We start from the raw sequence: 25858 nt of genomic DNA on the forward strand, positions 1-25858 counted from the left end.
ACTGTGGCTAGCCGGGAATCGGGTAGTGGCGGAAGGAGCGGGGGATCTGGCGGAGCAGGCGCACCGCGGGGACGGCGAAGATACCGGCCAGCCGGGTGTAGGGCCAGATGGAGATGAGCGCCATGAGGATCAGGCCGCGGGCCTGGTAGACGAGCGGGGCGTGTTGCATGACCGCGGGGTCGGGATGCAGGGTGAGCAGGGAGCGGACCCAGGCGAAAAGGGTTTCGGCGGTGCGGTATCGGTCGTCTGTGGAGTAGGGGTCGAAGCGGACCAGCACCGCGGAGATCAGGGCGGCGACCATGAGCGGGAGGGTGATCCGGTCCAGCGGGGTTACCCGGACCCGGACATCGGCGGCGATCAGCGGCGGGACCAGCAGGAGACCCGCGCCGATCACGGCGAGCGGGCAGCCGATGAGCTGGAATACGGTGAGCACGGTCTTGATGCTGCCCTCGGGGCGCGAATGCGGTCCGGAGGCAAACACTTCGGTGACGCGCGCGAAGAAGAGCATGGGCAGGCCGATGCGGAAGGCGCGCATCCCGACCCGTTGGGTGGCATCGGTGTGCGGGCCGTAGAGCACGCTGCCGAACCGGTCGTGACGGTAGCGCCAGACATGGCCGATGAGGCAGGAGAGAACGGCGAGACCGGGTAGGACGACCCATAGTGCATACATCATGATTCGACTTCCTCGTCCGCTCCCGACCCACGGGTCGCACTACCTTCGCACGCGGATCGCCGGTGCGAGAGGGAATGAGGTTTCGGATTTGCGAGGTTGTGGCCGTAGGCGCTTCCGGCGGGCCGAGTTTGCTCGTTGGCCTGCGGTTGACGCGTGATTACTTCACACTGATCTTCTGCAAACGCTGTGTGAGGGCGGCGTTTTCATCCGGGAGCAAGCATGACCGAAATACAGCCCCAATCCGACGATGAACGCCGTCTCGCCGAACTCGGCTATAAACAGGATCTGGCCCGATCGTGGTCGGGATTCTCCAATTTCGCCATCAGTTTCACCATCGTCTCCATCCTGACCGGCGGACTCGCGAGTTATGGGATCGGGCTGGCCAATGGCGGGCCCATCACCATGGCGTGGGGGTGGCCGCTGGTCTCGGTGATGGTGCTGTTCGTCGGGCTGGCCATGGCCGAATTGGCCTCGGCCTACCCGACTTCCGGCGGGCTCTACTGGTGGGCCTCGGAGTTGGGCGGGCCGATCTGGGGCTGGTTCACCGGATGGTTCAACCTGATAGGGCAGATCGCCGTCACCGCCGCGATCGATTATGGCGCAGCCATTTTCACCACGGTGGTGCTGAATGTGCTCGGCATCGACATCGGAACCGACCGCACCGCAATATTTTTGGTGTTCGCCGCGATTCTGGTGTTGCACGCGGTGCTGAACGCCATCGGGCCGCATCTGTCCGCGGTCATCAATAATATTTCCGCCTGGTGGCATGTGGGCGGTGTGGCGCTGTTCGTGCTGGTGCTCGGGATCGGCGCGGAACACCATCAGAGCGTGAAGTTCGTCTTCACCGAGACGGTCGACAATAGTGCGGTCGGGTTCGGCGGGGTGGCGTTCAGCTTCCTGCTCGGGCTGCTGCACGCGCAGTACACGTTCACCGGGTTCGATGCCTCGGCGCACATGTCGGAGGAGACGCACGATGCCTCCCGGATGGCGGCCAAGGGCATTGTCAACACGATCATCGTGTCGGCGATCGCGGGCTATCTGCTGATCATGGCGGTGACCTTCGCGATTCCCAATCTGGATGACTCGCTGGACCCGGCCAAGAACAGCGGCTATCCGGTGATCTACATCCTGGAGAACTCGCTCAACTCGTTCTGGTCCGGCTTCCTGCTCATCATCGCGGCCGTCGCGCAATTGTTCTGCGGCTACGCCTCGGTCACCTCGGCGTCGAGAATGCTGTTCGCGTTCTCCCGCGATGGCGCCGTGCCGGGTTCGGCGCTGTGGTCGAAGCTGTCGGTGCGCAAGGTGCCGGTCAATGCGGTCTGGTTCATCTCGGTGTTCGCGTTCATTCTGCTGATTCCGTCGATGCTGGTGCCGGAGGCCAACGCGCCCACCGCCTATGCGGCCGCGACCTCGGTCGCCACCATCGGGCTCTACATCGCCTACGGCATTCCGATCCTGCTGCGGCAGATGCACGGCGGCCGATTCCGGACCGGGCCTTGGCAACTCGGGCGCTGGTATCGGCCGATCGGGGTCATCGCGCTGATCTGGATTGTCTTCATCAGCCTGCTGTTCATCCTGCCGACGGATGATCGCGGCTACCCATGGAATGACGAATTCACCTGGAACACAGTCAACTACGCCCCGATCACCTTGGTGGGAGTCGTGGGTGCGATCGCCATCTGGTGGTTCGCCTCGGCCCGGCGCTGGTTCACCGGGCCGAGGCGCAATGTCGCGGAACCGCCGGGAGCCGAAGCGCCCGTTGGTCATTGAACCGGGCTGCTACAGCGGAGTCACGTACGCGCCGGAGATCCCGCCGTCGACCAGGAACTGTGACGCCGTGATGAAGGAGGAATCGTCGCTGGCCAGGAAGGCCACGGCCGCGGCGATTTCCTCCGGCTCGGCGAACCGGCCCGTGGGAATGTGCACCAGACGCCGGGCGGCGCGCTCGGGATCCTTGGCGAACAGTTCCTGGAGCAGGGGAGTGTTCACCGGACCGGGGCACAGCGCGTTCACGCGAATCCCCTGGCGGGCGAACTGAACTCCGAGTTCGCGGCTCATGGCGAGCACACCGCCCTTGGATGCGGTGTAGGAGATCTGCGAGGTGGCCGCACCCATGACCGCCACGAAGGACGCGGTATTGATCACCGAGCCCTTGCCGCGCTCGAGCATGTGCTGAATCGCGTACTTGCTGCACAGGTAGACCGAGGTCAGATTGACCTCCTGCACGCGTTTCCAGGCCTCGATACCGGTGGTGAGGATCGAATCATCCTCGGGCGGGGAGATTCCCGCATTATTGAAGGCGATGTCCAGGCCGCCGTAGGTGTCGACCGCCGTCTGGAACAGCGCCTCGACCTGAGCCTCGTCGGTGACGTCGACCTTCACGTACAGGCCGCCGACCTCCGCCGCCGCGGCCTCGCCGGAGGCGGCATCGATATCGGCGACAATGACTTTCGCCCCCTCCTGCGCGAAACGCCGGACGGTGGCCAGGCCGATCCCGCTGCCGCCGCCGGTGACGACCGCTACTCGATCCTGTAAGCGCTGCAACATGACTCCTTGTGTCTGATGGGGGATGGGCGTCTCGGCCTCAGTCGGTGGCGATGAAGACGTTCTTGGTCTCGGTGAACGCGCGGGCCGCGTCGGGGCCGAGTTCACGGCCGAGGCCGGACTGCTTGTAGCCGCCGAAGGGGGTCCAATACCGCACGGAGGAATGCGAATTCACCGACAGGTTTCCGGCCTCGACGCCGCGGGCGACGCGGAGGGCGCGGCCCACATCGGAGGTCCAGATGGAGCCGGACAGGCCGTACTCGGTGTCATTGGCGATGCGCAGGGCGTCGGCCTCATCGTCGAAGGGCAGGACGCCGACGACCGGGCCGAACACTTCCTCGGTCAGCACCCGATCCTCGGGGCCCGAGGGCAGCACAACCGTTGGTGGGAACCAGAATCCGGGGCCTTCGGGCCGGGATCCGGTGAACGCGACCTTGGTGGACGGCTCCAGGAATCCGGCGACCCGCTCGCGGTGCGCGGCCGAGATGAGCGGTCCCATCTCGGTGGCCTCATCGGCGGGATCGCCGACGCGCACGCCCTGGACCGCGGGTTCCAGCAGTTCGAGGAATCGATCGAAGACGCTGCGCTGCACCAGAATCCGCGAGCGGGCGCAGCAGTCCTGCCCGGCATTGTCGAAGACGCCGTAGGGGGCCGTGGCGGCGGCCTTCTCGATATCCGCATCGGCGAACACGATATTGGCGCTCTTACCGCCCAATTCGAGGGTGACTCGCTTCACCTGCTCGGCGCATCCGGCCATGATCTGCTTGCCGACCTCGGTGGAGCCGGTGAAGACCACCTTGCGCACGGCGGGATGGGTGACGAACCGTGCGCCGACCACCGAGCCCCGGCCGGGAATCACCTGAAAGACGTTCTCCGGCAGGCCCGCCTGCAGTGCGAGTTCACCGAGACGGATCGCGGTCAACGGGGTCAGATCGGCGGGTTTGAGCACCACGGTGTTCCCGGCGGCCAGCGCGGGGCCGAAGCCCCAGGCCGCGATCGGCATGGGGAAATTCCACGGCACGATAATGCCGACCACGCCGAGCGGTTCGTGGAAGGTGATGTCGACGCCACCGGCGACCGGAATCTGATTGCCCAGCAGGCGTTCCGGCAGTCCGGCGCTGTAATGCAGCACGTCGCGGGCATTACCGGCTTCCCAGCGGGCATTGCCGATGGTGTGGCCCGCATTGCGCACCTCGAGCTGGGCCAGATTCTCGAGGTCGGCGTCGATGGCCTCGGCGAATCGGCGCAGCAGGCGGGCGCGATCGCCCGGTGCGATATCGCGCCAGCCCGGCGCGGCCTGCTGGGCGCGCGCGATGGCGGCATCCGTCGCGGCCTCATCGGCCAATTCGATGGAGGCCACGACCTTTTCGGTCGCGGGGTTGACGAGCTGCGTCGTAGTCACCGGTTGCGTTCCCTTTCGTATGCTGTCGCCCGCTCCACCAGGGCTCGCATGAGCCGGTCGTCGGTCGTGTTCTCCTCCGGATGCCATTGCACGCCGAGCAGGAAGGGGCCGGAGCCGGTTTCGACCGCCTCGATGGTGCCGTCGGCAGCGTGCGCGGTGGCGGTGAGTTCGGGGGCGAGCGTATCGATCGCCTGATGGTGGTGGCAGTGCGCCTTCACCTCGGGGCCGACGATCTCGGCGACCTGACTGCCGGGCAGGGTCCGGACGGTCGTGACGCCGAAGGTGCCCATGCCGCCGGAGTGGTCGGCATGACCGACGACGTCCGGAAGATGCTGGTGCAGTGTGCCGCCGAGCGCCACATTCACGAGCTGCAGGCCACGGCAGATCGCCAGTACCGGCATGCTCGCGGCACGGGCGTATTCGAAGAGCGCGAACTCCGATTCGTCCCGGTCCGGACGGGTTCCGAGCGTCTCGGGATGTGCCTCGGCGTGGTAGCGGGACGGGACGACATCCGCGCCGCCGGTCAGCACCAGTCCGTCCAGCCGCTCCACGAGTTCCGGGCGCGCGGGTCCGGCGGGCGGGAGCAGTACCGGGATGCCGCCTGCCTGCGCGACGAGATCGACATAGGTGCGGGGGAGTACCGCGCTGTCGACATCCCACTGCGTGTACCGGGTGCGTTCGGAGTAGGTGGGCAGGCCGATGACCGGCCTGCGCGTCTCAGAGTCGTTCGAAGCCACGGACTCGCTCCCAATCGGTCACCGCGGCGTCGTAGGCGTCGAGTTCGACCTGGGCCGCATTCCGGTAGTGTCGCACCACCTCGTCGCCGAAGGCGGCCTGAGCGATCTTGCTGTCGCCGAACAGTTGAGCGGCCTCGCGCAGGGTGCGGGGGACGCGCGGGCGTTGGGACCGGTAGGCATTGCCGTGGAATTCAGGTTCCAGGGGCAACCGTTGTTCGATGCCGTGCAGTCCGGCCGCTATGGAGGCCGCGACGGCGAGATACGGATTCACATCTCCGCCCGGTACGCGGTTCTCGTAGCGCAGCGAGGGACCGTGACCGACGACCCGCACCGCGCAGGTTCGATTGTCTCGTCCCCACGCGACGGCGGTCGGCGCGAAGCTGCCCGCCTGGAATCGCTTGTAGGAGTTGATATTCGGGGCGAGCATATAGGTGAATTCGCGCAGGCAGTCGAGCTGTCCGGCGATGAAGTGCCGCATCAGTGCCGATCCGCCGTCGGCATCGTCCCCGGCGAAGACCGGCTTACCCGCGTCATTGCGCAGGCTGAGGTGAATGTGGCACGAATTGCCTTCACGCTCATTGTATTTGGCCATGAAGGTGATGCTGCGACCCTCCTGGGCGGCGATCTCCTTCGCACCGGTCTTGTAGATGCTGTGGTTGTCGCAGGTGATCAGCGCCTCGTCATAGCGGAAGGCGATCTCGTGCTGTCCCGGATTGCATTCGCCCTTGGCGGACTCCACATACATTCCCGCGCCGGACATTTCATTGCGAATGCGGCGCAGCAACGGTTCGATGCGGGCCGTACCGAGCATCGAATAGTCGACGTTGTACTGGTTGGCTGGCGTCAGGTCGCGGTAGCCGCCACTGTAGGCCGCCTCGTAACTGTCGTCGAAGACCAGGAATTCGAGTTCGGTGCCGACATAGGCGTGCAGGCCGTGCTCGGCCAGGCGGTCGAGCTGGGCGCGCAGCACCTGCCGGGGTGAAGGCTTGACCGGTTGTCCGGTCGCCCCGTGCGGGTCCACCTGCTCCACATCGCAGAGCACCAGTGCGGTGCCCGGCCACCAGGGGACGAGCCGCAGCGTGGTGAGATCGGGTCGCAGCACGAAGTCGCCGTATCCGGTGTCCCACGAGGACATGGCATAGCCGTCGACCGTCGTCATATCGACATCGACGGCCAGCAGGTAGTTGCACGCCTCCGTGGCGTGGTTCAGCACCTCGTCCACGAAATATCGCGCCGAACAACGCTTTCCCTGCAATCGCCCCTGCATGTCGGTCATGGCGACCAACACGGTGTCCAGCATTCCCGCCTCGACCTGCTGTACAAGATCGGCAGCAGTCAGCATTCCGGCTCGCATCAAGACCCCTCTCGGCATCAACTTGCTCACGCTAAGCGAAGCGGGGGCCGGTGCGTGCCGGAACACGCAATGCCAGTTATCGGGTCAGTGCGACAAGGTCGTTCGAGGCCTGACGGCCGGTGACGCGTTGCAGCATGGGCGTCACGATGAGCGGCAGGGCGAGTTCGAACACGATCATGGCGAGGAAGAACGCGTTCGGCCAGCCCACATAGGCCACGGTCAGCAGCCGGACCAGGCCGCCGACAAAGAACAGCAGCATGAGCAGATGAATCAGCCCGGCATGCTTGTCCAGATCCCGCGCCGCCCACACACAGGCAATGCCGAAGGCGAGGAACAACACCATCACCATGCGGATATCGCCGTCCAAGCTGGGGTTCGGGGTATTCGCACCCGGAATGGTGCTCGGCCCGATCACGATGTGCGACAAGGAGATTGCCGCGCAACCGACTCCGAAGACGATGAGAATCCATTGCAATGCGGTGCGCATCGCCGCCCCTTCCCCGAGTGGAGGATGCCTGCGACATCCCTTAGTGGATGCGTGTCTACTAGCTGTGCATGCAGCCTACGACCGCTAGTAGACGCGCGTCAACTAGTGTGGGTGCGTGCCACCCCGCCGCCGACTCACCCCCGAACAGCGTCGCGCCGAACTACTCGACGTCGGCGCGCGAATCTTCGCCGAACGCCCCTACGACGCAGTCCAAATGGACGAGATCGCCGATCGCGCGGGCATCTCGCGCGCACTGCTCTACCGGCACTTCCCCAACAAGCGCGCCCTCTTCGCGGCGATCTACCAGCTCGCGGCCGACACCCTGGCCGCCACAGTCGAACTCGACTCCGGCACCCCACTGCACGAACAGGTCACCGCGGGCCTGGACGCCCACTTCGACTACTTCGCCGCCAACCGCAATACCGTGCTCGCCGCCAACCGGGCACTCGCCGGTGACCCGGTCATTCAAGCCATCATCACCGGCGAACTCGTCGCCGTACAGCAGCGCATGCTCGACGCCGTCGCCCCCGGCAACCTACCGCGCGAGGTCGCCGCCGCGATCCTGATGGCCTGGCTCACCTTCGTCCACAGCCTGTGCCTGGACTGGCTCGAACGCGGCACCCTGACCCGGGAACAGCTGCGCGACACCTGCATCGGCGCACTGGCGGGCGCGATGTCCGCCATTCAGCAGAATGAACGCACCTGATTGACTCTGGTGTATGAGTCTTTCGGCGCATCTCGAGGATGTAGGTTTCCCGCTGGTCGAGCGGCAGCTGGAACACCCCACGGTGGTGGGTATTGCCAAAGGTGAGCTGCCGGAAGCGGTCTTTCGATCCTGGCTCGAACAGGACTACCTGTTCCTACTGGATTATGTGCGGGTGTTCTCCCGGCTCGCGTGGCAAGCGCCCGCGGCGCATCTGGGCGACCTGGTGGATCTGGCGCATGCCACCTATCACGAGGAGCTGTCGCTGCATCGCTCGCTGGCGGGGGAGTTCGGGGCCGACCTCGACGGCGCGGTGAAAGGCGCGCCGTGCCAGGCATATACGACATTCCTACTCGATTCGGCCGCCTCCTACTCCGACGGCCTGGCCGCGCTCTACCCCTGCATGTGGGGCTACTCCACCCTCGGCTCGATCCTCGCCCGGAACCTCCCGCAAGAGCCCCGCTACCGCCGCTGGGTCGAGACCTACTCCGATCCGGGCTTCGCCGCACTCACCCGCCGCTGCGCCCAAATGCTCGACGAGTCCGATGCCGATCCCGCACGTGCCGAAACACTCTTCCTGGAAGGCATGCGTCACGAACTCGCCTTCTGGAACGTCCCCGACTGACTCGCCGGAAATTGGCTGGACATGCGGTGATGCGGTTCTGCACGATGCACCGATGACCTTCGACGTGCGCACCGCGGATCTCGACGCGCTCAATAGCGCGACCAAGTATCCGTCCATTCAGACCTACCACCAGCTTGGTGAACGTGGGTCGCTCACCGATGCCTTCACCGAGTTTCGTGGACCGGTCATCGGGACCGAGAAGGTCGACGGGAGCAATTCGCGAGTGATCTGCCTGCCCGACGGCTCCTGGCTGCTGGGCAGCCGGGAGGAATTGCTGTGCGCCAAAGGGGATTTGATCGGGAATCCGGCGCAGGGGATCGTCGCGGCATTGCGTGAGTTCGCGGATGCGCTGCCGCCGGTCGCGGAGGCGATCCGGGTGTACTACCTGGAGCTCTACGGGGGCAAGATCACCGCGGCAAGCAAGCAGTACACCGGGACCCGGACCGTCGGCTACCGCCTGTTCGACATGGTTGAGCTGCGGGACTTCCAGTCCGTCCTTGCCATGCCGGTCGCGGCGATCTCGGCCTGGCGGGAGGCGGGCGGGCAGCCCTTCGCACCCGAGCCCGAACTGGCCGCCGCTGCCGATCGGTCGGGTCTGGAACTCACCCCGCGCCTGTTCACCGTGGACGGCTCGGAACTGCCCGGCGAGATCGGTGCGATGCGGGAATTCCTCGCCGAGCACATGCCGATGACCCGATGCGGGCTCGACGAGGGCGGTGGCGGTCACCCGGAGGGGATCGTGCTGCGCACCCCGGATCGGTCGGTCATCGCGAAGGCCCGATTCGAGGACTACGACCGGACCCTGCGGCGACGGCAGCCCGCCGCCCGGTGAGCCCGCCACACCGAGTGGCCTAGGCGGTGACGTTGGGAGGGTGTTCAAATATTGGCGTGGGCGCAGGCCAGTGCGGCGGTGCGCTGCGCGGTAGTACGGCGGTGGAACCATGCCGCGCGCGCATCGCGTTCCTCACGGACCCGGATCCGGGCTTTCGCCAGCGCCAACTGCTCTTTGGAATGGTGCCGGTGATTCACGCGCGGCGTACCGGTCGGATCGATATGCGCCGGTGCGATCCACGCGGTACGACCCGGGAACTGCGAATCAGCACCGAGTTTCACCGTCTTCCAGCCGTCGGGGCCGTCGTTGACCAAGGCGTGGCAGTGATCGCACGCCAGCGTCAAGTTTTCGATGTCGGTGTTTCCGCCGTCGGCCCACTCCGACACATGATGCACCGCAGTGAGAGTGGCCGGGGCGTTGCAGCCCGGGCGGGTGCAGCCCCGCTCGGCGGCAATGAGCGCGAGCCGCTGTGCGGGGTTGGCCAGGCGCTGCCCACGCCCGAGGTGCAGCGGCATACCCGCATGATCGAACAAGGCCAGGAACGGCAACGCCTTCTCCGCCAGCTTCAACGCGGCCGGAATCGACACCGTCCCACCCGAAGCGGTGGTGACGACACCGGCGGCGGACTCCAACTCGGCCAAAGACATGGTGATCACCGTCGACACCGGCAGCCCACGATGGGAGCCGAGTTCGGTCGGTCCCATCTCCGGGCGCAGCAACGCCTGCAACGCATCGTGATTGCGTTGTGCGGCGCTGCGGTGATCCCGCTGGGCGGCCTGTTCGACCTGCTCGCGCGGCACCGAATCATCGGCCACCCACGGGCTTTGCGGGTCTTCGGGGTTGCACATGCCCGGGCGTGCCAGCTTCGCGAACACGGGGTCGAGCAGGGCACGCAGGCTCGGGGTGAGTTCACCCTTGATCGGGGACATCCCATCGGCACGCTGGCGCCCGATCACAATCCCGCGCAGGCGGGCGCGGTCGGAGTCGTCGGTGAGTGTGCCGTCCGGGTCCAGGTGATCGAGGATGCGTGCACCGACCTTGATCAGGTCATCCGGGGAGGCGGAGCGCGCCAACTCGACCAGGATCTGTTCGGCGGCTTCGCGGTCCTCGCGCGGGATCAGGTGCGGGATCCGGTCGGTGATCTTCGCGATCACGCGGGCATGATCGGCGGAGATCTCCCCGGCGGCTTGCGCGTTCGCGGTGTGCGCGAGCATCGGCGCCAACGCCCGCCCGCTCACGTCATGCCAGGTCCCCAGGTGCTTGGCGGCGTTCACGCGCGCGATGGCATCGGCGTGGGACAGGCGCAGGGTTTCTTCCAGGAACCGTACCGGTGATCCCGCCCCCACTCGCTGGGGCAGCGACCGTTCGCACGCTTCGACCAGGAGTCGGTGTCCGAGTGCGGCCAACTGGCGGGTGCTGGTTTCGATCTCGTGCAGCAGTGCGGTGAGATCGGATTCGGGCAGTGCGGTGAGGGAGGTGTCGAGCAGGGCATTCACCGCGGTGGCCAGCGTACCGGCCCCCGATGCGGTGAGAACTTCCCTGTTCGAACTCATGTGCTAATTCTACCGTGAATGATCAAGCAAGAGAAGGGAATACAGCATCTGAACTGCGGATATTCAGACTATCTCGTTGTTCGCAACCGGGCTGTTTATCCACAACCATTCGCGGCATTTGTCCTCATTTCATAGCGGCTTGTACGCGACGAGAGGCATACCAGGCCAACAACTCCGGCGAATCCACCGCAGTCGGGTCAACGACCGTCGTTGAATCTGCGCCCTGCAGTATGCGTTTCAAAGGAACCTCAAGCTTCTTACCTGTCCGGGTGCGGGGAATACCCGGCGCCTGGATGATTTCGTCGGGCACATGCCGCGCGGATACCTCGGTGCGGATGCGGGAGACGGGTGGGGTCCACCATGGGACCTGCATGGGGGCGACTGCCGGGCCGCGCCGCCCGAGGTGGGAATCGAGCATCACCCATCAATCAATGCAATTCCGATGTACTGCCGTGCCCCTTCGGGGCTTGCCACCCAACCTTGTTGCCACACAGGACATATTGAGCCGACTTTCACTCCAGGAGGTCGGCTGAGCATGACCTGAGCCGGAGCCGCTGACCGAGGGGGACCCACGAACACTCGCTCATGCCGAATCGAGGGCGTGTCACCACGGCCGGAGGCGGACTGAGTGTCAGTGTGGCTGGGTAGGATTCGCGACGTGTCACAGACTCTGAACGGCGGCTGTCTCTGCGGCAATATCCGGTTCTCCGCGACCGGCGAACCGGACTTCCCACATTTGTGCTCATGTGTGCACTGCCAGCGGCTTTCGGGTGCGCCGGTGATGTCCTGGGTGTCTTTCCCCGTAGAGGGCTTCGAGTGGACTGGGCCAGGCGGGGAACCGGCCTGGTTCGAGACTTTCAGTAGGTCTGTCGCGGGTTTTGCCCGGTCTGCGGATCGACCGTGGCGTCCAAAGGCGATGAGGCCGGCTTTGTCGGAGTCACGATAATGGCGTTGGACCATCACGCAGACCTGGTGCCAGTCAAGCAGAGCTTTGCCCACAACGCAGTCCCGTGGCTGCCCCGCTGGGATGATTTGGTGCGTCGGCGATACATCCGCAACTGCCGCGTATCGCGCTGTTTAAACCGGCCAAAGCGATGAGGCTGGCGGGTGAGATCCGCTGCGGCGCTAAATGTCCGCTCTTGCCGAGGTCCGGATTACCGGCCTATTCATGCACTAACCTCTGTTGCTGGTCAGTTTTCTGACTGTTCATGGGTCTAATTGCATGTTCAGGCCGGACGCGATCGCTGCAGTGCCTTCCGAACGCGGCATCCTGTCATGCCGCTGATCGCGCTGGATTGGTAGCTTGCACCGGCGTTAGTGTGCCGGATCGGCCCGGAGCTACATCCCCGACATTGTCGGATGACTGAATCGTGGTGCAGTGGCTACGATCCGCTTCGGTGTGCCGCGGGTAGCGGTATTTGTGGATGTGGGGGCGGATTGTGATGTTGCGGGCGTGGCTGGGACTGCGGAGCCGCTCAGATGTGCTCGCCGGGGTGCAGCGCAAGCACAGAGTGTATCGGCGCGCGGCATTCGATCTGGTCTGGCGGTCGCTGGTGGCGGACCAGGGTGACCGCGCCAACCATACGATGCGAACCAAACGCGTTGTCATCCTAGTCGTTTTGACGCTGGTCGCGGTGTTCGGCTGCTCCTCATGTTCGGGTCCGTCGGTCCATTTCACTCGACCCTCGAAATACGACGGCGCGAAGTTGTGTGATCGCTACCAGACCTTTCTGCGGAGCTCGCTGTCGATCACAGACGCTGCGGCGGACACTCTTACCTTCGAAGAGGGCGGCACCGTCGGATGGTCGACCATCTGTACCGGCCGCCACTCCGGCCTCGGCCTAATCGGCGCGCTCCAGGTACACAACCCACGAATAGACGACGGCGAAATCGACGGCATACCCACCGACTACCCGGCAGTTCCCGGCTTCGAAGGGAAAGCGTGGGTAGGAGCCCCGCTGCCGTATTGGACGGAAGTCCACGTCCAGGACGGACTTTGGAGTGCGGAAATGCGATTCGTGAAGGAGAGCCCCGAACAGGAGCTACTCAAGCCCGCCGACGTCCAGGCGGTGACCACGTTCCTGGTCCAGGTCGCACACGACCTCAAGGACTGATATCTAGTCGGCGCTGTTCCGGTCTGATGGGCTACGTGACGCGTTGTAATGCCGCGACCCGGGCGTTCTGAGGGACGTCGATAAGGTTGTGGCCGGATCGGTTCTGGTGGCCGGAATGGTTGTGCGGGAACGGTTGAGGCATGCGGGCGAAGCTGGTTGGCGTTCTTGTTGTGGGTCTGGCGTTCGGGGCGGTGAGTGGCTGTTCGGACTCGGAGAGCACTCCGACGGGGATGTTTGATCCTTGTGCGGAAATCTCGGACAACGCGATAAAGAGTGCTGGGTTTGATCCGGCCACGAAGGAGTCCGTGCAGGGCGTTACGCCCTACTCGGTGCGGTGCCGGATCTCTTCGTCCGGTCGCTCCGGCAGCTTGGGTCTCGAGCATCCCAACGGCGTGGCTCCCCCTCGGACCTATGAGGCCTATCTCGCCTCGGCACAGTCGGTTGCCAATAGCCCTGGCGGGCAGGCACCTACCGTCACCCAGATCAACGGTCGCGATGCGTACGTTGGTCCGCAGTCCATACTTGGTTGCGCAGTCCACCTCCGTACCGCCACCGGGGTATTGAGCATCAGTGTGAACTACTTCGACGCGAACAACTGTCCAAGCGCCGAAAGGGTATCCGCGATCCTCGAACCAAGCATTGGTGACCGCTGACCGCACGAGGACTTCGGCCGGACACTGCGGCGGCGGCAACCCGCCACCCGTTGAGCCACGCGCGACTGTCTCCGTACGTGCGGTGACGAGGCTTTGCTCCGGAGTCTCGTAACGTGAGCGGCATGAGTGAGCGGTTGGTGGTCATCGGTGGGGATGCGACCGGGATGTCGGCGGCCTCGCAGGCGCGGCGGCTTCGGAAACCGGGTGAGCTCGAGATCGTGGTGTTCGAGCGCGGGCATTTCACCTCGTATTCGGCGTGCGGGATTCCGTACTGGGTGGGTGGTGAGGTCGAGGAACGCGATGATCTGATCGCGCGGACGCCCGAGGAGCATCGGGCGCGGGATATCGATCTGCGGCTGCGGACCGAAGTGTTGGAGATCGATATCGACGGGCGGCGGGTGCGGTCGCGGGACTTGGAGTCCGGGGTTGAAACCTGGACTGGTTACGACAAACTCGTGTTCGCCACCGGGGCGACTCCGATCCGGCCGCCGCTGCCCGGCATCGATGCGCAGGGCGTGCACGGCGTGCAAACGCTCGACGATGGTCAGGCACTGATCGACACCCTCGAATCAATTGAGGGCAGGCGCGCGGTAGTGGTGGGTGCGGGTTATATCGGCGTGGAGATGGCGGAAGCGCTCATCCACCGCGGCTACCAGGTCACCATGGTCAACCGCAGTGCGGAGCCCATGTCCACCCTCGACCCTGATATGGGCGCTCTGGTGCGTAAAGCCATGGAGGGCATGGACATTCAGGTAGTCAGCAATGCCGAGGTGACCGGCATTCGCGCCGACGAGGCAGGTCGCGCACGAGCCGTCACCACCTCCGACGCCGAATACGAGGCTGATGTAGTCGTCCTGGGGATAGGCGTCCGCCCCAATATCGACCTGGCTCGCGCCGCCGGTCTCCCCCTGGGCCCGAACGAAGGCATCCTCACCGACCTTTCCATGCGCGTGCGAGGCCACGAAAACATCTGGGCCGGAGGCGATTGCGTCGAGGTCCTGGATTTGGTCTCCGGTTCTCTCCGTCACATCCCCCTGGGCACCCACGCCAACAAGCACGGCCAAATCATCGGATCCGGCATAGGCGGCGACTACGCCACCTTCCCCGGCGTAGTAGGCACAGCCATCAGCAAAGTCTGCGACCTCGAAGTAGCCCGCACCGGCCTCCGGGAACAAGACGCCCGCACCGCAGGCCTCCAATACGTCACCGTCATCATCGAATCCACCAGTCGCTCAGGCTATTTCCCCGGCACCGCCCTCATGACGGTGAAGATGCTCGCCGAACGCCGAACCGGCCGTCTCCTGGGCGTCCAAATCGTAGGCCGAGAAGGCGCGGCCAAACGCATAGACATCGCCGCGGTAGCCCTCACCACTCGCCTGACCGTCGAACAAATGACCGCCCTGGACCTCGGCTACGCTCCGCCCTTCTCCCCGGTCTGGGATCCGATCCTGGTCGCAGCCCGCAAAGCCGTCACCGCAGTCCGCCGAAACCCCTAGCGCCGCCAGGGGTTTCGGTAGTCGTACACCTCAGAAGACGAAGCCGCGCAGGGCCAGGAAGCGGGCTCCGCCGACCGCGGCCATGATGACGATTACGGCGGTTGCCTGCGCGATTTCGCCGAGGCCGGGGGCCCAGAAGCCGAGGGCGGCGAGGGCCGCGGTGCTGATCGCGAGGCCGATGAGGGCCAGGCCGCCGCCTTCTATCTGAGCGGTGAACCAGTTGACTCGGTCGGCCGCCTGGAAGGTGAGCTGACGGTGCAGTTCGTTCGCGATGATCGTGCTGACGATCGAACCGGCGATATTCGCGATGAGCGGGCCGGTTCCGCTCATGGCCATGAACAGCAGGACGTAGGCGATATTGCTGGAGCCGCCGACCAGGGCGAAGCGGATCAGCTGGGCGAAGACATGGTCACCGCGCAGGTACCGGCCGAGGCGGGCGAGCCGATCGAGGGATGTCGTGCGCAGCTCTTCGCCCGCACCGATGATCCGATCGAGGTCGTCGAGGATCGACTGGTCGGCGAAGGCGGTACCGGGGGTGGCGAATGCTGTGCTGTTCACGAGGGATACTTTCGCGAGCCGCGCTGTCACGGAGCTGTCATCGCGCTGACGCGGCGCTGACACGGCCGCTGACGTGATGTTCGTACTGGTCAGGTGGGGTAATTGGTGGTGGTGTCGAGATGCTCCGGGCGGTCATGAAGGCACCGCCTGGCGCGGCCTGTCAGGTACCTGTGGGTACGGTTCGAGTTCCGCCGCGGTTCAGCTCACGGTCCAAGGCCGCAGTTTCTCCGGATTGCGGATGGCCCAGATGCGGGTGATCCGGCCGTCGGCAATATCGAACGCGTAGACCGACACGACGCTGTCGCCGAGCCGCGCCACCAATCCGGGCTGGCCGTTCACGGTGCGCTCGATCAGCGTGACCTGCGGGGCCCGGGCGGTGATCTCGAGCCAGGTGCGGACGATCTGTTCGCCGCCGACGATCGGGTGCCGGAAGGCCTGAGCCAGGCCGCCGCTGTCGGCGGTCGCGATCGCCTGCGGATCGAGCAGGCCGATCAGCGCCCCGATATCGCTGGTCTCCCAAGCTCGTTTGAAGTCCCTGACCACCTCGGCGCGCTGCGTGCTCGACGGCTCCGACGCGGTGCGGATGCGGCGGCGTGCGGAGGAGGCGAGCTGACGGCAGGCCGCCGGAGTGCGCCCGACCACGTCCGCGACCTCGGCGAAGGAGTAGCGGAAGACATCGTGCAGGACGAACGCCACCCGCTCGGCGGGCGTCAGCGAATCCAGGACGACGAGGAAGGCCATGCTGATCGACTCATCGAGGGTGATCCGGTCGGCGGGATCGGCGGGGGCGGGAGCGCCGAGCCATTCCGAACTGTCCGGCACCGGCTCCGGAATCCATTCGCCCACATAGCGTTCCCGCCTGGCGCGCGCCGATCCGAGCAGGTCGAGGCAGATCCGGCTGGCCACCGTCGTCAACCAGGCTCCGGGATTCGCCACCTCACGGCGCTGCGGCTCGGAAAGCGCGTACCAGCGGGCGTAGGTCTCCTGCACGACGTCCTCTGCCTCGGCCAGCGAGCCGAGCAACCGATACGCGAGGTTGATCAGCTGACGGCGTTCGCTGATCACCGCACTGAGGTTCGGATCGGTCATCTCGGCTCCTTCGGTCGATGCGGGCCCTCACCGAACCGACGAAACAGCGACCCGGAATGTGAGGCGGCCTGACATTCCGGACGGCTGCGTCGTCGGTAGGACATGACCAAAATCGCCATCATTCTCGGCAGTACCCGTCCCAACCGTAGAGGCCCGCAGGTCGCGCAGTGGGTGTTGGACAAAGCGATTCGCCTCGGCAACGCCGAGTTCGAGCTCATCGATCTGTGCGATCACCCGCTACCACACCTGGACGAGGCGGTACCGCCCATGTTCGGCCCTTCCGCGAACGAGCACACCCGGGCCTGGGCCGAGCGGATCGCCCCGTTCGACGGCTTCGTGATCGTGACGCCCGAATACAACTACTCCGCGCCCGGAGCGCTGAAGAACGCCCTGGACCATCTGTTCGCGGAATGGGCTAATAAGGCGGTCGGCTTCGTCTCCTACGGGGTGGGTGGCGGCGTCCTCGCGGTCGGTCAGCTGCGATTGGTGTGTGGCGCACTGGGTATGGCCGATGTGAGCCACTATGTCGCGATCTCGGTGCTCACCGATTTCGAGGACCACACCGTCTTCACGCCGAGCGAGCGGCATGTCACGGGACTGAACAGGATGCTGGAGCAGGTTGTCACCTGGAGCGATGCGCTCGCGCCGCTGCGCGCGCCGCTCACCGTCGCCTGACATTCGATACAGAAGGGAGTGGGTAGAGATGCCTACGCAACGCGAACTGGACGAAGCCACAATCAGGCAGCAAGTTGGAAAGATGGCCGAAGCGATCCACTTCAAGGATCTCCAAGGCCTGCAACAGCTCTACACCATCAACGTCGTATCCTTCGACGTCGAGCCGCCGCTCCAGCATGTCGGGATCGCGGCGAAAATGAAGAACTGGGCCACCGTGTTCACCCTCTTCGAAGACGTGACCTACGAGATCCGCGACCTGACCCTCACCGTCGGCGAAGACGTGGCATTCGCCCACGGCTTCGGTCGCCTCAGCGGCACTCTCGCCAACGGGCCGGAAACCAAAGGCATGTGGGTCCGAATCACCCTCTGCTACCGCAAGATCGACGGCGACTGGCTGATCACCCACGACCAGGCCTCCGTCCCCTTCGATAATGCGAGCGGCAAGGGAGTATCCGACCTCGAGCCCTGAGTCGAAGGCCACGCCCCCGCTACGCACCGCCGACTACACTCGGACACGATCGTCGATCGCATACGGTCTCAGGGGGTTCGGGCGATGTCGCCACTGTGGGGGCTGGAGTTCAATTCGCGAGTGTTTCATCATCGCCCTGCGCGGGCTCGCAGCCGGAGGCGAAATGCTCACCATCCGAATCGATCTCGACTGAGGTGAATCAGCTACAGGCGGGCGAGGTTTGGTTGCCCAGCGACAACGTATTGCAGATCCACTCCTTCTGCACCTTCCACTTGCCCCCTTCGGCCACGAACGGGACGACCACCTGCTGCGGCTGTCCACCACCGATACTCGCCTGGGCGTCGGCGGTCACGGTCCCATTGCCCAGATCGGTGACACCGGTGACGACGACGGTCGCATTGTTCTGCTTATAGATGTCGGCCAGCCGCTGCGGGAGCGTCGGGTCCGCCGAAACGCCCTGCATGAACTCCAGCTTCTGCTCATTCGGAACGTTCGGATCCAGAACCGTCTGAAACTCCGCATTGAGTTGGTCGACGGTCGGCGTCGGCGGGTAGTTCGTCTGCGTCACACTCGTCTGCGAGGTCTTGGCGTGCTTCGGCTCCTTCGCGTCACTCCCGCATGCCGACAGCCCCAAAACCGTCGACACTGCCAGCACGGCAACCGCAATCCGCCCACTCCTGTGAAGCTTCAACTGACTGACCCCCGATTACTCCGTAGCACCACTGATTGCGGTGCCGATCGGTGCCCGACGGTACCCGCGAAACCGGCCCGAAAGCCGGTCCACGCCCCTTTCATCCCGAATCCACATAGTTCCCGCAGCCCGCTCTTACACGGCTATCGGTCGTAAATCCTTGCCGCGATTGTGGTCACGGGGCGGTGCTAACGTGTGGCCGAAGGAGGGCCCGGTCCGGCACCGGGTGTGGGGGATGATCTACGAAGAGCGATACGGCTTCAACCCAAAAACAGTGCTCGTGCTGCTGATATCCGGGTTGTTCGTGGCAGCCACGATCTTCATCCCCGATATGTCCACCGCCCTGCGGATCGTCATGCTGCTGCTGTTCGGCCTCGGTGGCCTCCTCATCCTGGCGAACTCCTTGTCCCGCAAGGTCGCTCTACGCATCGATCACACCGGCATCACGCTGGGCGGCGCTCCCATGCGCTATCGAAAATCCACCCAACACCTACCCTGGCCCGACCTCGAAGCCGTGGTCCTATGGCGCCAACACACCGCCCAGAACCTCCCATGGATCGGAATCCTCCGCCGCACCGACGCCCCACCTCTGCACCCCGCCACGAACGGCCGCCGGGCACTGATGTCCACGGCCACAGCCCTCAGCGGAGCCCCGGACGAGCGACTGATGCAGTGCGCCAGAACAATCACCGGCTGGAAACTCGACACCGTCCAACTGTCAGCCGCCCTCCAAACCCTCGCCCCTCACGTCCGCTTGATCGATCACCGCTGACCCTGCCGGTTGTGACTGGGCTTGGTGAATTCCTTGATCAGGACGGGGTATTGGTCGGAGCCGTGACCGGCGGCGATCGCGCGGTCGGCCATTGCCTTGATCAGGCGGGGGAGTTCGGTGTTGATTCCCGCGGCCTCGCTCTCCTCGATGAGGTGGGTCATGGTGTGGGCGTCGGTTTCGAGGGTGGAGACTTCGGCGGGGAAGGAGTCATTGTCGATTTGGGTGGCATAGCCGGGGAGCCATTCGGCTACGCCGGTGGCGATCTGCTGGGCGAAGGGGGCGAAGGTGGCGGCGTCTATGCCCGCGGTTCGGAGTAGAGCGGTGCCGTGGAGCCAGGCATTGAGGACGCTCCACATCATGGTCAGGCCTGCCGTGTCGTAGAGGGAGGCCAGGCCGTGATCCGGGCCCAGGTGTTCGACGGTGCCCAGTGCTTCGAGAGTTGCCTTGTGCGCGTGGAAGTCCGAGTGCGGGCCGCTGTGCAGGATCACCGCGTCGGGGGTGCCGATTGTCGAGGGGATGGCCATGATCGCGCCGTCGAGGTAATGGGCTCCGTGCTGCTCGGCCCAACCGGCGGCCTCGCGGGCCTGCGCCGAGTCACCGGAGGTGAGGTTGATCAGCGTGGTGCCTCGCAGGCTGGGCTCGTTCGCGTCGAGGAGTTTGTACACGGCCTGGTAGTCGGTGACGCAGATGATTGTCAGCGGACTTGCCTGAAGTGCGTCGGCGAGGGTTGGGGCCAGATGTGCGCCTGCTGCTACCAACTGGTCGGCTTTGACGGAAGTGCGGTTCCACACCGTCGTCGGATGCCCGGCCTTCAAGAACGCACCAGCCAGCGCCCGACCCATCAATCCGAGTCCGATAACCGTCACGGGAGAAGCGTTTTCATTGCTCATGGCAACATCGTCAACGTTGATACCGGTGTGAAGGTCAAGTGAGGTTTCGATGCGTATCGGAGAACTGAGTCGCCGCACAGGCGTCAACACCCACCAGCTGCGCTACTACGAAGCGCAAGGACTCCTCGAGGCAGACCGCAAAGCAAACGGCTACCGCGAGTACGACGAAGACGCCCCCCTCCGTGTCAAACAAATCCGCCACCTCCTAGCCGCAGGCCTATCCTCCGAAGACATCGCTTACCTCCTACCCTGCGCAATCGGCGAAGTCCCCGAACTAGCCGGTTGCCCAGACCTCATCGCCGCCATGCGATCCCGCCTCGACCGAATCGAAGACCAAATCCGCCGCCTAGCCCAATCCCGCGAGGCCCTCACCACCTACATCACCGCAGCCGAACAAATGGCCGACGAGCACTACCCCCCATTCGACGGTGCGGTCGCGGACCCCGTCCCCGCCTGAGATCCGCGACCCGCGATCAAGATCAAGGAGCACTGAACGCGGAATCTCGCCCGATTTCCCACCACCACAGCTCCCTCGGACGTCCCGGCGGGCGGTGGCTGCGGCGGACGCGGAAACGCATGCCGCGCTTGTCGGAATCATCGGCATCCAGGTGTCGCACTGAGCTGCATCGGTGTCGGGGGGCGAGGATGGTGGATATCGTTGCGGGCATGAGTTCGTTGATGCACCGGATCCTTGATATCGCGCCGGTGTGGGTTTACGTCATCGTCACGCTATTGGTGTTTGTCGAGGACGCGATATTTGTGGGGTTCGTGGTGCCGGGGGAGACGGCGGCGGTGTTGGGTGGGGTGGCGGCCAGTCAGGGGCATGTGGCGCTGTGGGCGATGATCGTTCTGGTGGTTGGTGCGGCCATTGTGGGGGACAGCGTGGGGTATGAGGTCGGGAAGCGGGTCGGACCGCGGATATTGCAGGCATCCATACTGGATCGGCATCGCGCCCGGGTGGAGAGCGCTCAGGAGTTCCTGGCTCGGCGAGGTGGCTGGGCCGTCTTCCTGGGCCGCTTCACCGCCTTCTTCCGTGCGATGATGCCCGCACTGGCAGGCACCTCGCAGATGCCGTATCCGCGCTTTCTGAAGTTCAATGCCATCGGTGGGATCGTTTGGGGCACAACGTTCGTGGTGCTCGGGTTCGTTGCGGGACAGTCCTATGAGGCGGTGGCAAAGACCGTCGGCCGGGATATGGCGTTCGGGGCGGTAGGCATTGTCATTGTGGCGCTGATCATCTGGAAGATTCGCGAACGCCGCCGCGGGCGCACCGCCGAGGCCGAGTACAAGGCCACCCACCCGGTCGAGTGACCGCGCCCTGCATCGCGGGCGTGATCGGACTGACCACCATCCTCACCTTCTGGACCTCCACCGAGGCGACCGAGATTGGTAGGTGGTCGTGACTCTGAAGCAGGCCATTCCCTGGTTCTTGCCGATCCTGGTTCTCGCCCTCGCGGCCACCGGTGCGAGCGGGTTCCGGATCAATGCGCGGGACGGCCTGCGACTCATCGGTCGCGGATGGCTGGATCTGCAATAGTCGTGTCATTGACGCCATGGCCGGTGAACCCGCAGGCTGGGGGCATGCGGGTGGTGCTCATGGTGATCTTCGACGGGTTTCAGCTCCTTGATCTCGCCGGGCCCTCCGATGTGTTCGCCGGTGCCGCGGCGCTGGGGGCGAATCCGGGGTATCGGGTCGAGGTCGCGGCCCTTCGGGCCGGGCCGGTGCGCTCGGCGTGCGGGATCGAGGTGCTGGCCACGCGCGACCTCGAGAGCTGGTCGGAGCCGGTGGATACGCTGCTGATCGCGGGCGGGTTCGCGGCCTGGGACGCGAGCCAGGACTCTGTCATGGTCGGGGCGGTGCGCCAGGCCGCCGAACATGCGGACCGCGTGGGGTCGGTGTGTTCGGGAACCATCCTGCTCGCGGCCGCCGGACTGCTGGACGGCCGCCGGGCCACCACACATTGGGCCGGTGGGGAATTGCTGGCCCAGTCGTATCCCGGCGTCCGGGTCGAACCCGATCGCATCTATGTCCGCGACGGGCGGGTGTGGACCTCGGCCGGGGTGACCGCGGGAATCGACCTCGCCCTGGCCATCGTGGCCGCCGATCACGGCCCCGACCTGGCGCGGGAGATTGCGCGCTGGCTCGTGGTGTACCTGCATCGGCCCGGCGGGCAGAGCCAGTTCAGCGCACCCATCGCGGCACAGACGCCGAAACGCGATTCGCTACGCGCGCTTCAGGTGTGGCTGGAAGAGAACGCGGCGGGCGACCTGTCGCTGGCGGCGCTGGCCGAACACGTGGGGATGAGCACCCGCCACTTCTCCCGCGTCTTCGCCGACGAAACGGGTACAACGCCCGCGCGGTATGTCGAGCGCGTGCGCATCGGGGCCGCGCGACGACTGCTGGAGACCACCGATCAACCCCTGGATCGGGTCGCGGCCGCGGTCGGACTGGGCAGTCCCGAGACCCTGTATCGACTCTTCCACCGCCACTTGGGTATTGCGCCCGGTGAATACCGCGCCCGCTTCACCCGCTACTGAAAGAGAGAGTGCCCCATGACCTTCCAGATCGCGATCGTGCTATATCCGGGAATGACAGTCCTGGACGCGATCGGCCCGTACGAGGTGATCCGCAACCTGCCCGACAGCGAATTGCGTTTCGTCTCCAATGAAGTCGGCCCCATAGTCTCCGACAGCGGTGTACTCGTCCTTGGTGCAACCCACACCTTCGCCGAGACGCCCGCACCCGACCTGGTACTGGTACCGGGCTCCGAGGCCTCCACCACCGAAGCCATGGCCAATGGCGAACTCATCGAATGGCTGCGCGCCGTCCACCCGAAAACCCAGTGGACCACCTCGGTATGCAGCGGAGCCCTGATCCTGGCCGCCGCGGACATCCTGCGCGGCCACCCCGCCACCACCCATTGGGCCGCCCAGCCCGCCCTGGCCGCCTTCGGCGCCGAGTCACGCCCCCATGAGCGAGTCGTCCGCAGCGGCAAAATCGTCACCGCCGCAGGCGTTTCCGCCGGTATCGACCTGGGCCTGTGGCTGGTCGGCGAGATCGCGGGCGAGGAGTTCGCGCAGCTGACGCAGTTGGGCATCGAATACGACCCGCACCCGCCCTACGACACCGGCCACCCCGACAAGGCCCCCGCCGACCTCCTCCGCAAGGCCAAGCTGGACATGGCCAAACGCGCCGCCACCCCCCGAGTCCCCCTCGACGTCGCCACCACAATGTGGCGCCTCACCCTCAACCGCATCCGAGACCGCGCCGCCGCCAAGCGCTGATCGCTCCTCCCTCGCTGCGGCCGAGCGAAATCAAGATCAGGGAGCACTCATGGCGCGGAATCACCCCGATTCCCGCCACCAGTGCTCCTTGATCATGATGGTTCCGCTCCGATCTGCTCGACTGTCGGGCGGGCAGTGCGCCGCGCCGCTACGGTTGTCGTGTCGTGGCGGGAGGAGATCGGGATGGAGGGTGCGGTTTTCGGGCCCTACCAGCTGCGGCGGCTGCTGGGCGAGGGCGGCATGGGGCAGGTGTTCGAGGCGTATGACACTGCCACCGAGCGGGCCGTGGCGCTCAAGTTGCTGCCTCGACAGCTCGCGGGGGACAGCATGTTCCGGGCGCGCTTCCGGCGCGAGGCGAATGCGGTATCACGGTTGACCGACCCGCACGTGGTGCCGATTCACACCTTCGGCGAGATCGACGGCCAGTTGTTCCTGGACATGCGCCTGGTGGCCGGGGGCAATCTGCAGGAGCTGCTGCGGGGGACCGGGGCGCTGACTCCTGAACGGTCGGTGGTCATTGCCGAGCAGGTGGCCGCCGCGCTCGACGACGCCCACTCACACGGGATCCTGCACCGCGATATCAAACCATCGAATGTGCTCATCACCGCGCGAGACTTCGTCTACCTCATAGACTTCGGCATCTCCCGCACCGCCGACGACACCTACCTGACCACCACGGGCCAGGCCATCGGAACCATCGCCTACATGGCCCCCGAACGGTTCGGCGGCGGCCCGGTCGATGCCCGCGCGGATGTCTACGCGCTCGCGTGCGTTCTGTACGAATGCCTGACCGGCATCGGCCCGTTCTCGCAACCCCGGATCGAACAGCAGATCGCCGCCCACCTAGCGGCAATGCCACTGCCGCCCAGTCGAATTCGGCCCTCGGTGCCGCCCGTGCTCGATGCCGTCCTCGCCCGCGGACTTGCCAAGGATCCCGGTGCCCGATATGCGACCGCGGGTGAGTTGTGCGCTGCCGCGCGGGATGCACTCGATCCAACGCGACCGAGTGGCCCGGTAATCGAGGCGACGCAACAGCACAGCGCGGCGACCGACATCACGCAACCCAGGGAAGTGTCGATGGAGGCGACGCAATTGGACAGTCCGGCAGTCGATCCGCCGGAACCGCCGTTCCCCGGCTTCGAAGTGTGGCATCAGAACGCCATCAGCCAGGCGCTGGGCGCGCCCATGCCGCAAGAGGACGAAAGGCCATCCCCGCCGCTATCGGTCGAAAAGCCACCCCCGCCGCAATCGGTCGTAAAGCCATCCCCGATCGGTCGCAAGCGATTGTCCCGCACCATGATTCGGTCGGCGCTCATTGTGCTCACCGTCCTCGTCGTGGCAGCCATCGTGGTGTGGCGCTGGCCTCGATCATCGTCATCGGCGGGGCCGTCGGTGCAGCTTGTCGCGACGATCGAGAATGTGGGGCAGTATCCGGAACCGCTGGCCGTCGATGTCTCCGGGCTGTCGGTGTATGTCGGGGCGAGTAGCAATGCCAATGACTGCACGATCTCTCGGATCGATCCGGCCAAGCAGGCCGTCAATGATTCCTTCAAGACCGGCAACGTATTCCCGACGTACCTGTTCGCCGACGTGAACGACCTGATCGTGCTCGATGGCAGCACGCTCACGGTATTGAATCCGTTCGGGCACAACGTCAAGAGCAATATCCCATTCGTCGCGACCCACGCCGCGTTCGACCCGGGTAGCCGCCTGCTGATCACGGACAATGCGGCCGGACTCCGATTCTTCAGCACCGAGTCCTTCGCCGAGGGGACCGTGGCCCTGCCCGGTTCCATCCGGGATATCGCGGTCGATACCGACGACCACACCATCCTCGTGCTCACCGAGAAGCAGCTGCACTGGATCGATCCGGTCAGCCGGACAGTGACGGCGAGTATGGATATCGAAGGCGTGCGGGTGGCTGTCGATCCCTTCCGCAAGACGCCATATGTCCTGCTGAGCGATGGCACGGTGGCGGTGATCGATCCGTATGCGAAGACTGTCTCCACCCGGGTGGCTCCACCGCCCGGAACCGAGATAACTTCCGAGACAAAACTTATCGTCGGCAGCACGTGGGGAGCGCTCGTCAATGTCAAGCGCGGCGACCATGACATCGTCTCCGCCATAGATCCGGACAAGCCCACCTCGTACGCGGAGATCGACATCCCCGGCACATCGCATGGAATGGTGCTGGACCAGAGTTTCCTCTATGTCAGCAACGACAATGTGGTGTCGGTGTTCAAGTACAACCGCTGA

Annotated in this window: 27 protein-coding genes and 1 pseudogene; 16 read left to right on the top strand and 12 right to left on the bottom strand. The window is 65.2% G+C overall.

Annotated elements, in window-relative coordinates:
- Positions 1-7: 7 nt before the first annotated feature.
- Positions 8-673, bottom strand: coding sequence for a respiratory nitrate reductase subunit gamma (locus AB0N05_RS09560; protein WP_364689979.1), 666 nt, complete (start codon positions 671-673; stop codon positions 8-10).
- A gap of 219 nt (positions 674-892) precedes the next feature.
- On the opposite strand from AB0N05_RS09560, the gene AB0N05_RS09565 reads away from it, so the two are divergent.
- Positions 893-2443 (top strand): amino acid permease, encoded by a 1551-nt coding sequence (locus AB0N05_RS09565; protein ID WP_364689982.1) that lies wholly within the window; start codon positions 893-895, stop codon positions 2441-2443.
- A gap of 9 nt (positions 2444-2452) precedes the next feature.
- On the opposite strand, the gene AB0N05_RS09570 is transcribed toward AB0N05_RS09565, so the two are convergent.
- The 5 genes from AB0N05_RS09570 to AB0N05_RS09590 all read right to left on the bottom strand — a co-directional run bounded on the left by AB0N05_RS09570 (position 2453) and on the right by AB0N05_RS09590 (position 7197).
- A complete protein-coding gene (locus AB0N05_RS09570; RefSeq protein WP_364689985.1) occupies positions 2453-3220 on the bottom strand; it encodes a 3-oxoacyl-ACP reductase in 768 nt (255 codons plus the stop codon).
- A 37-nt stretch (positions 3221-3257) separates the two neighbouring features.
- Positions 3258-4619 carry an aldehyde dehydrogenase family protein gene (locus AB0N05_RS09575; RefSeq protein WP_364689988.1) on the bottom strand — a complete coding sequence of 454 codons (1362 nt, stop codon included), beginning with the start codon at positions 4617-4619 and terminating at the stop codon, positions 3258-3260.
- Positions 4616-5356, bottom strand: coding sequence for a gamma-glutamyl-gamma-aminobutyrate hydrolase family protein (locus AB0N05_RS09580; protein ID WP_364689991.1), 741 nt, complete (start codon positions 5354-5356; stop codon positions 4616-4618). Before AB0N05_RS09580 ends, AB0N05_RS09575 begins: the two co-directional genes overlap by 4 nt.
- Positions 5337-6710 (bottom strand): glutamine synthetase family protein, encoded by a 1374-nt coding sequence (locus AB0N05_RS09585; protein ID WP_364689994.1) that lies wholly within the window; start codon positions 6708-6710, stop codon positions 5337-5339. Before AB0N05_RS09585 ends, AB0N05_RS09580 begins: the two co-directional genes overlap by 20 nt.
- 76 nt (positions 6711-6786) lie before the next feature.
- Positions 6787-7197 (bottom strand): DUF4345 domain-containing protein, encoded by a 411-nt coding sequence (locus tag AB0N05_RS09590; RefSeq protein WP_364689997.1) that lies wholly within the window; start codon positions 7195-7197, stop codon positions 6787-6789.
- Between the two features lie 115 nt (positions 7198-7312).
- On the opposite strand from AB0N05_RS09590, the gene AB0N05_RS09595 reads away from it, so the two are divergent.
- The 3 genes from AB0N05_RS09595 to AB0N05_RS09605 are packed head-to-tail and all read left to right on the top strand — an operon-like array spanning position 7313 to position 9357.
- Positions 7313-7903 carry a helix-turn-helix domain-containing protein gene (locus AB0N05_RS09595; protein WP_364690000.1) on the top strand — a complete coding sequence of 197 codons (591 nt, stop codon included), beginning with the start codon at positions 7313-7315 and terminating at the stop codon, positions 7901-7903.
- A gap of 13 nt (positions 7904-7916) precedes the next feature.
- On the top strand, positions 7917-8525 hold the full coding sequence (locus AB0N05_RS09600; RefSeq protein WP_364690003.1) for a transcriptional regulator: 609 nt from the start codon (positions 7917-7919) through the stop codon (positions 8523-8525).
- 52 nt (positions 8526-8577) lie between these two features.
- Complete coding sequence (locus AB0N05_RS09605; protein WP_364690006.1) at positions 8578-9357, top strand: RNA ligase family protein; 780 nt, start codon at positions 8578-8580, stop codon at positions 9355-9357.
- A gap of 44 nt (positions 9358-9401) precedes the next feature.
- Here the strand turns inward: AB0N05_RS09605 and AB0N05_RS09610 are convergent, their stop codons facing one another.
- Both AB0N05_RS09610 and AB0N05_RS09615 read right to left on the bottom strand, forming a co-directional pair.
- On the bottom strand, positions 9402-10910 hold the full coding sequence (locus AB0N05_RS09610) for a DUF222 domain-containing protein (protein ID WP_364690009.1): 1509 nt from the start codon (positions 10908-10910) through the stop codon (positions 9402-9404).
- Positions 10911-11034: 124 nt separating this feature from the next.
- Positions 11035-11247, bottom strand: a pseudogene (locus AB0N05_RS09615) (acetoacetate--CoA ligase); the annotation flags it as partial.
- A 1282-nt stretch (positions 11248-12529) separates the two neighbouring features.
- On the opposite strand from AB0N05_RS09615, the gene AB0N05_RS09620 reads away from it, so the two are divergent.
- The 3 genes from AB0N05_RS09620 (at position 12530) to AB0N05_RS09630 (ending at position 15173) form a co-directional block, all read left to right on the top strand.
- Positions 12530-13024: a hypothetical protein gene (locus tag AB0N05_RS09620; protein WP_364690012.1), complete on the top strand. Its 495-nt coding sequence runs from the start codon at positions 12530-12532 to the stop codon at positions 13022-13024.
- Between the two features lie 140 nt (positions 13025-13164).
- Positions 13165-13677 (top strand): DUF3558 family protein, encoded by a 513-nt coding sequence (locus AB0N05_RS09625; protein WP_364690015.1) that lies wholly within the window; start codon positions 13165-13167, stop codon positions 13675-13677.
- A gap of 122 nt (positions 13678-13799) precedes the next feature.
- Entirely contained in the window at positions 13800-15173 is a 1374-nt protein-coding gene (locus AB0N05_RS09630; RefSeq protein ID WP_364690017.1) for an FAD-dependent oxidoreductase, read from the top strand.
- 30 nt (positions 15174-15203) lie between these two features.
- Here the strand turns inward: AB0N05_RS09630 and AB0N05_RS09635 are convergent, their stop codons facing one another.
- Both AB0N05_RS09635 and sigJ read right to left on the bottom strand, forming a co-directional pair.
- Positions 15204-15656: a GtrA family protein gene (locus AB0N05_RS09635; RefSeq protein WP_364692238.1), complete on the bottom strand. Its 453-nt coding sequence runs from the start codon at positions 15654-15656 to the stop codon at positions 15204-15206.
- 273 nt (positions 15657-15929) lie between these two features.
- Positions 15930-16820: an RNA polymerase sigma factor SigJ gene (sigJ, locus tag AB0N05_RS09640; protein WP_364690020.1), complete on the bottom strand. Its 891-nt coding sequence runs from the start codon at positions 16818-16820 to the stop codon at positions 15930-15932.
- 102 nt (positions 16821-16922) lie between these two features.
- On the opposite strand from sigJ, the gene AB0N05_RS09645 reads away from it, so the two are divergent.
- Both AB0N05_RS09645 and AB0N05_RS09650 read left to right on the top strand, forming a co-directional pair.
- A complete protein-coding gene (locus tag AB0N05_RS09645; RefSeq protein WP_364690023.1) occupies positions 16923-17495 on the top strand; it encodes an NAD(P)H-dependent oxidoreductase in 573 nt (190 codons plus the stop codon).
- Positions 17496-17577: 82 nt separating this feature from the next.
- Positions 17578-17964: a nuclear transport factor 2 family protein gene (locus AB0N05_RS09650; RefSeq protein WP_364690026.1), complete on the top strand. Its 387-nt coding sequence runs from the start codon at positions 17578-17580 to the stop codon at positions 17962-17964.
- 199 nt (positions 17965-18163) lie between these two features.
- Here the strand turns inward: AB0N05_RS09650 and AB0N05_RS09655 are convergent, their stop codons facing one another.
- Positions 18164-18610 (bottom strand): hypothetical protein, encoded by a 447-nt coding sequence (locus AB0N05_RS09655; RefSeq protein WP_364690029.1) that lies wholly within the window; start codon positions 18608-18610, stop codon positions 18164-18166.
- Between the two features lie 280 nt (positions 18611-18890).
- Here AB0N05_RS09655 and AB0N05_RS09660 point away from each other — a divergent pair, with 280 nt between their 5' ends.
- Positions 18891-19427 (top strand): hypothetical protein, encoded by a 537-nt coding sequence (locus AB0N05_RS09660; RefSeq protein ID WP_364690032.1) that lies wholly within the window; start codon positions 18891-18893, stop codon positions 19425-19427.
- Here AB0N05_RS09660 and AB0N05_RS09665 read toward each other — a convergent pair.
- Positions 19418-20317, bottom strand: coding sequence for an NAD(P)-binding domain-containing protein (locus tag AB0N05_RS09665; RefSeq protein ID WP_364690035.1), 900 nt, complete (start codon positions 20315-20317; stop codon positions 19418-19420). The two genes, AB0N05_RS09660 and AB0N05_RS09665, sit on opposite strands and share 10 nt — an antisense overlap.
- Positions 20318-20366: 49 nt before the next feature.
- Between AB0N05_RS09665 and AB0N05_RS09670 the strand changes: the two genes are divergently transcribed.
- From AB0N05_RS09670 to AB0N05_RS09695, 6 genes are all read left to right on the top strand, one after another.
- The gene (locus tag AB0N05_RS09670) at positions 20367-20774 is read left to right on the top strand and encodes a MerR family transcriptional regulator (protein ID WP_364690038.1); all 408 of its coding nucleotides are present in this window, start codon (positions 20367-20369) and stop codon (positions 20772-20774) included.
- Between the two features lie 209 nt (positions 20775-20983).
- Complete coding sequence (locus AB0N05_RS09675; protein ID WP_364690040.1) at positions 20984-21628, top strand: DedA family protein; 645 nt, start codon at positions 20984-20986, stop codon at positions 21626-21628.
- Positions 21629-21716: 88 nt separating this feature from the next.
- A complete protein-coding gene (locus AB0N05_RS09680) occupies positions 21717-21854 on the top strand; it encodes a hypothetical protein (RefSeq protein WP_364690043.1) in 138 nt (45 codons plus the stop codon).
- A gap of 2 nt (positions 21855-21856) precedes the next feature.
- Complete coding sequence (locus AB0N05_RS09685; RefSeq protein WP_364690046.1) at positions 21857-22855, top strand: GlxA family transcriptional regulator; 999 nt, start codon at positions 21857-21859, stop codon at positions 22853-22855.
- 15 nt (positions 22856-22870) lie between these two features.
- On the top strand, positions 22871-23602 hold the full coding sequence (locus tag AB0N05_RS09690; RefSeq protein WP_364690048.1) for a DJ-1/PfpI family protein: 732 nt from the start codon (positions 22871-22873) through the stop codon (positions 23600-23602).
- 183 nt (positions 23603-23785) lie between these two features.
- Positions 23786-25858, top strand: a complete 2073-nt coding sequence (locus tag AB0N05_RS09695) for a protein kinase (RefSeq protein ID WP_364690050.1) — start codon at positions 23786-23788, stop codon at positions 25856-25858.

Source organism: Nocardia sp. NPDC051030, from assembly GCF_040683015.1.
GTDB lineage: Bacteria > Actinomycetota > Actinomycetes > Mycobacteriales > Mycobacteriaceae > Nocardia.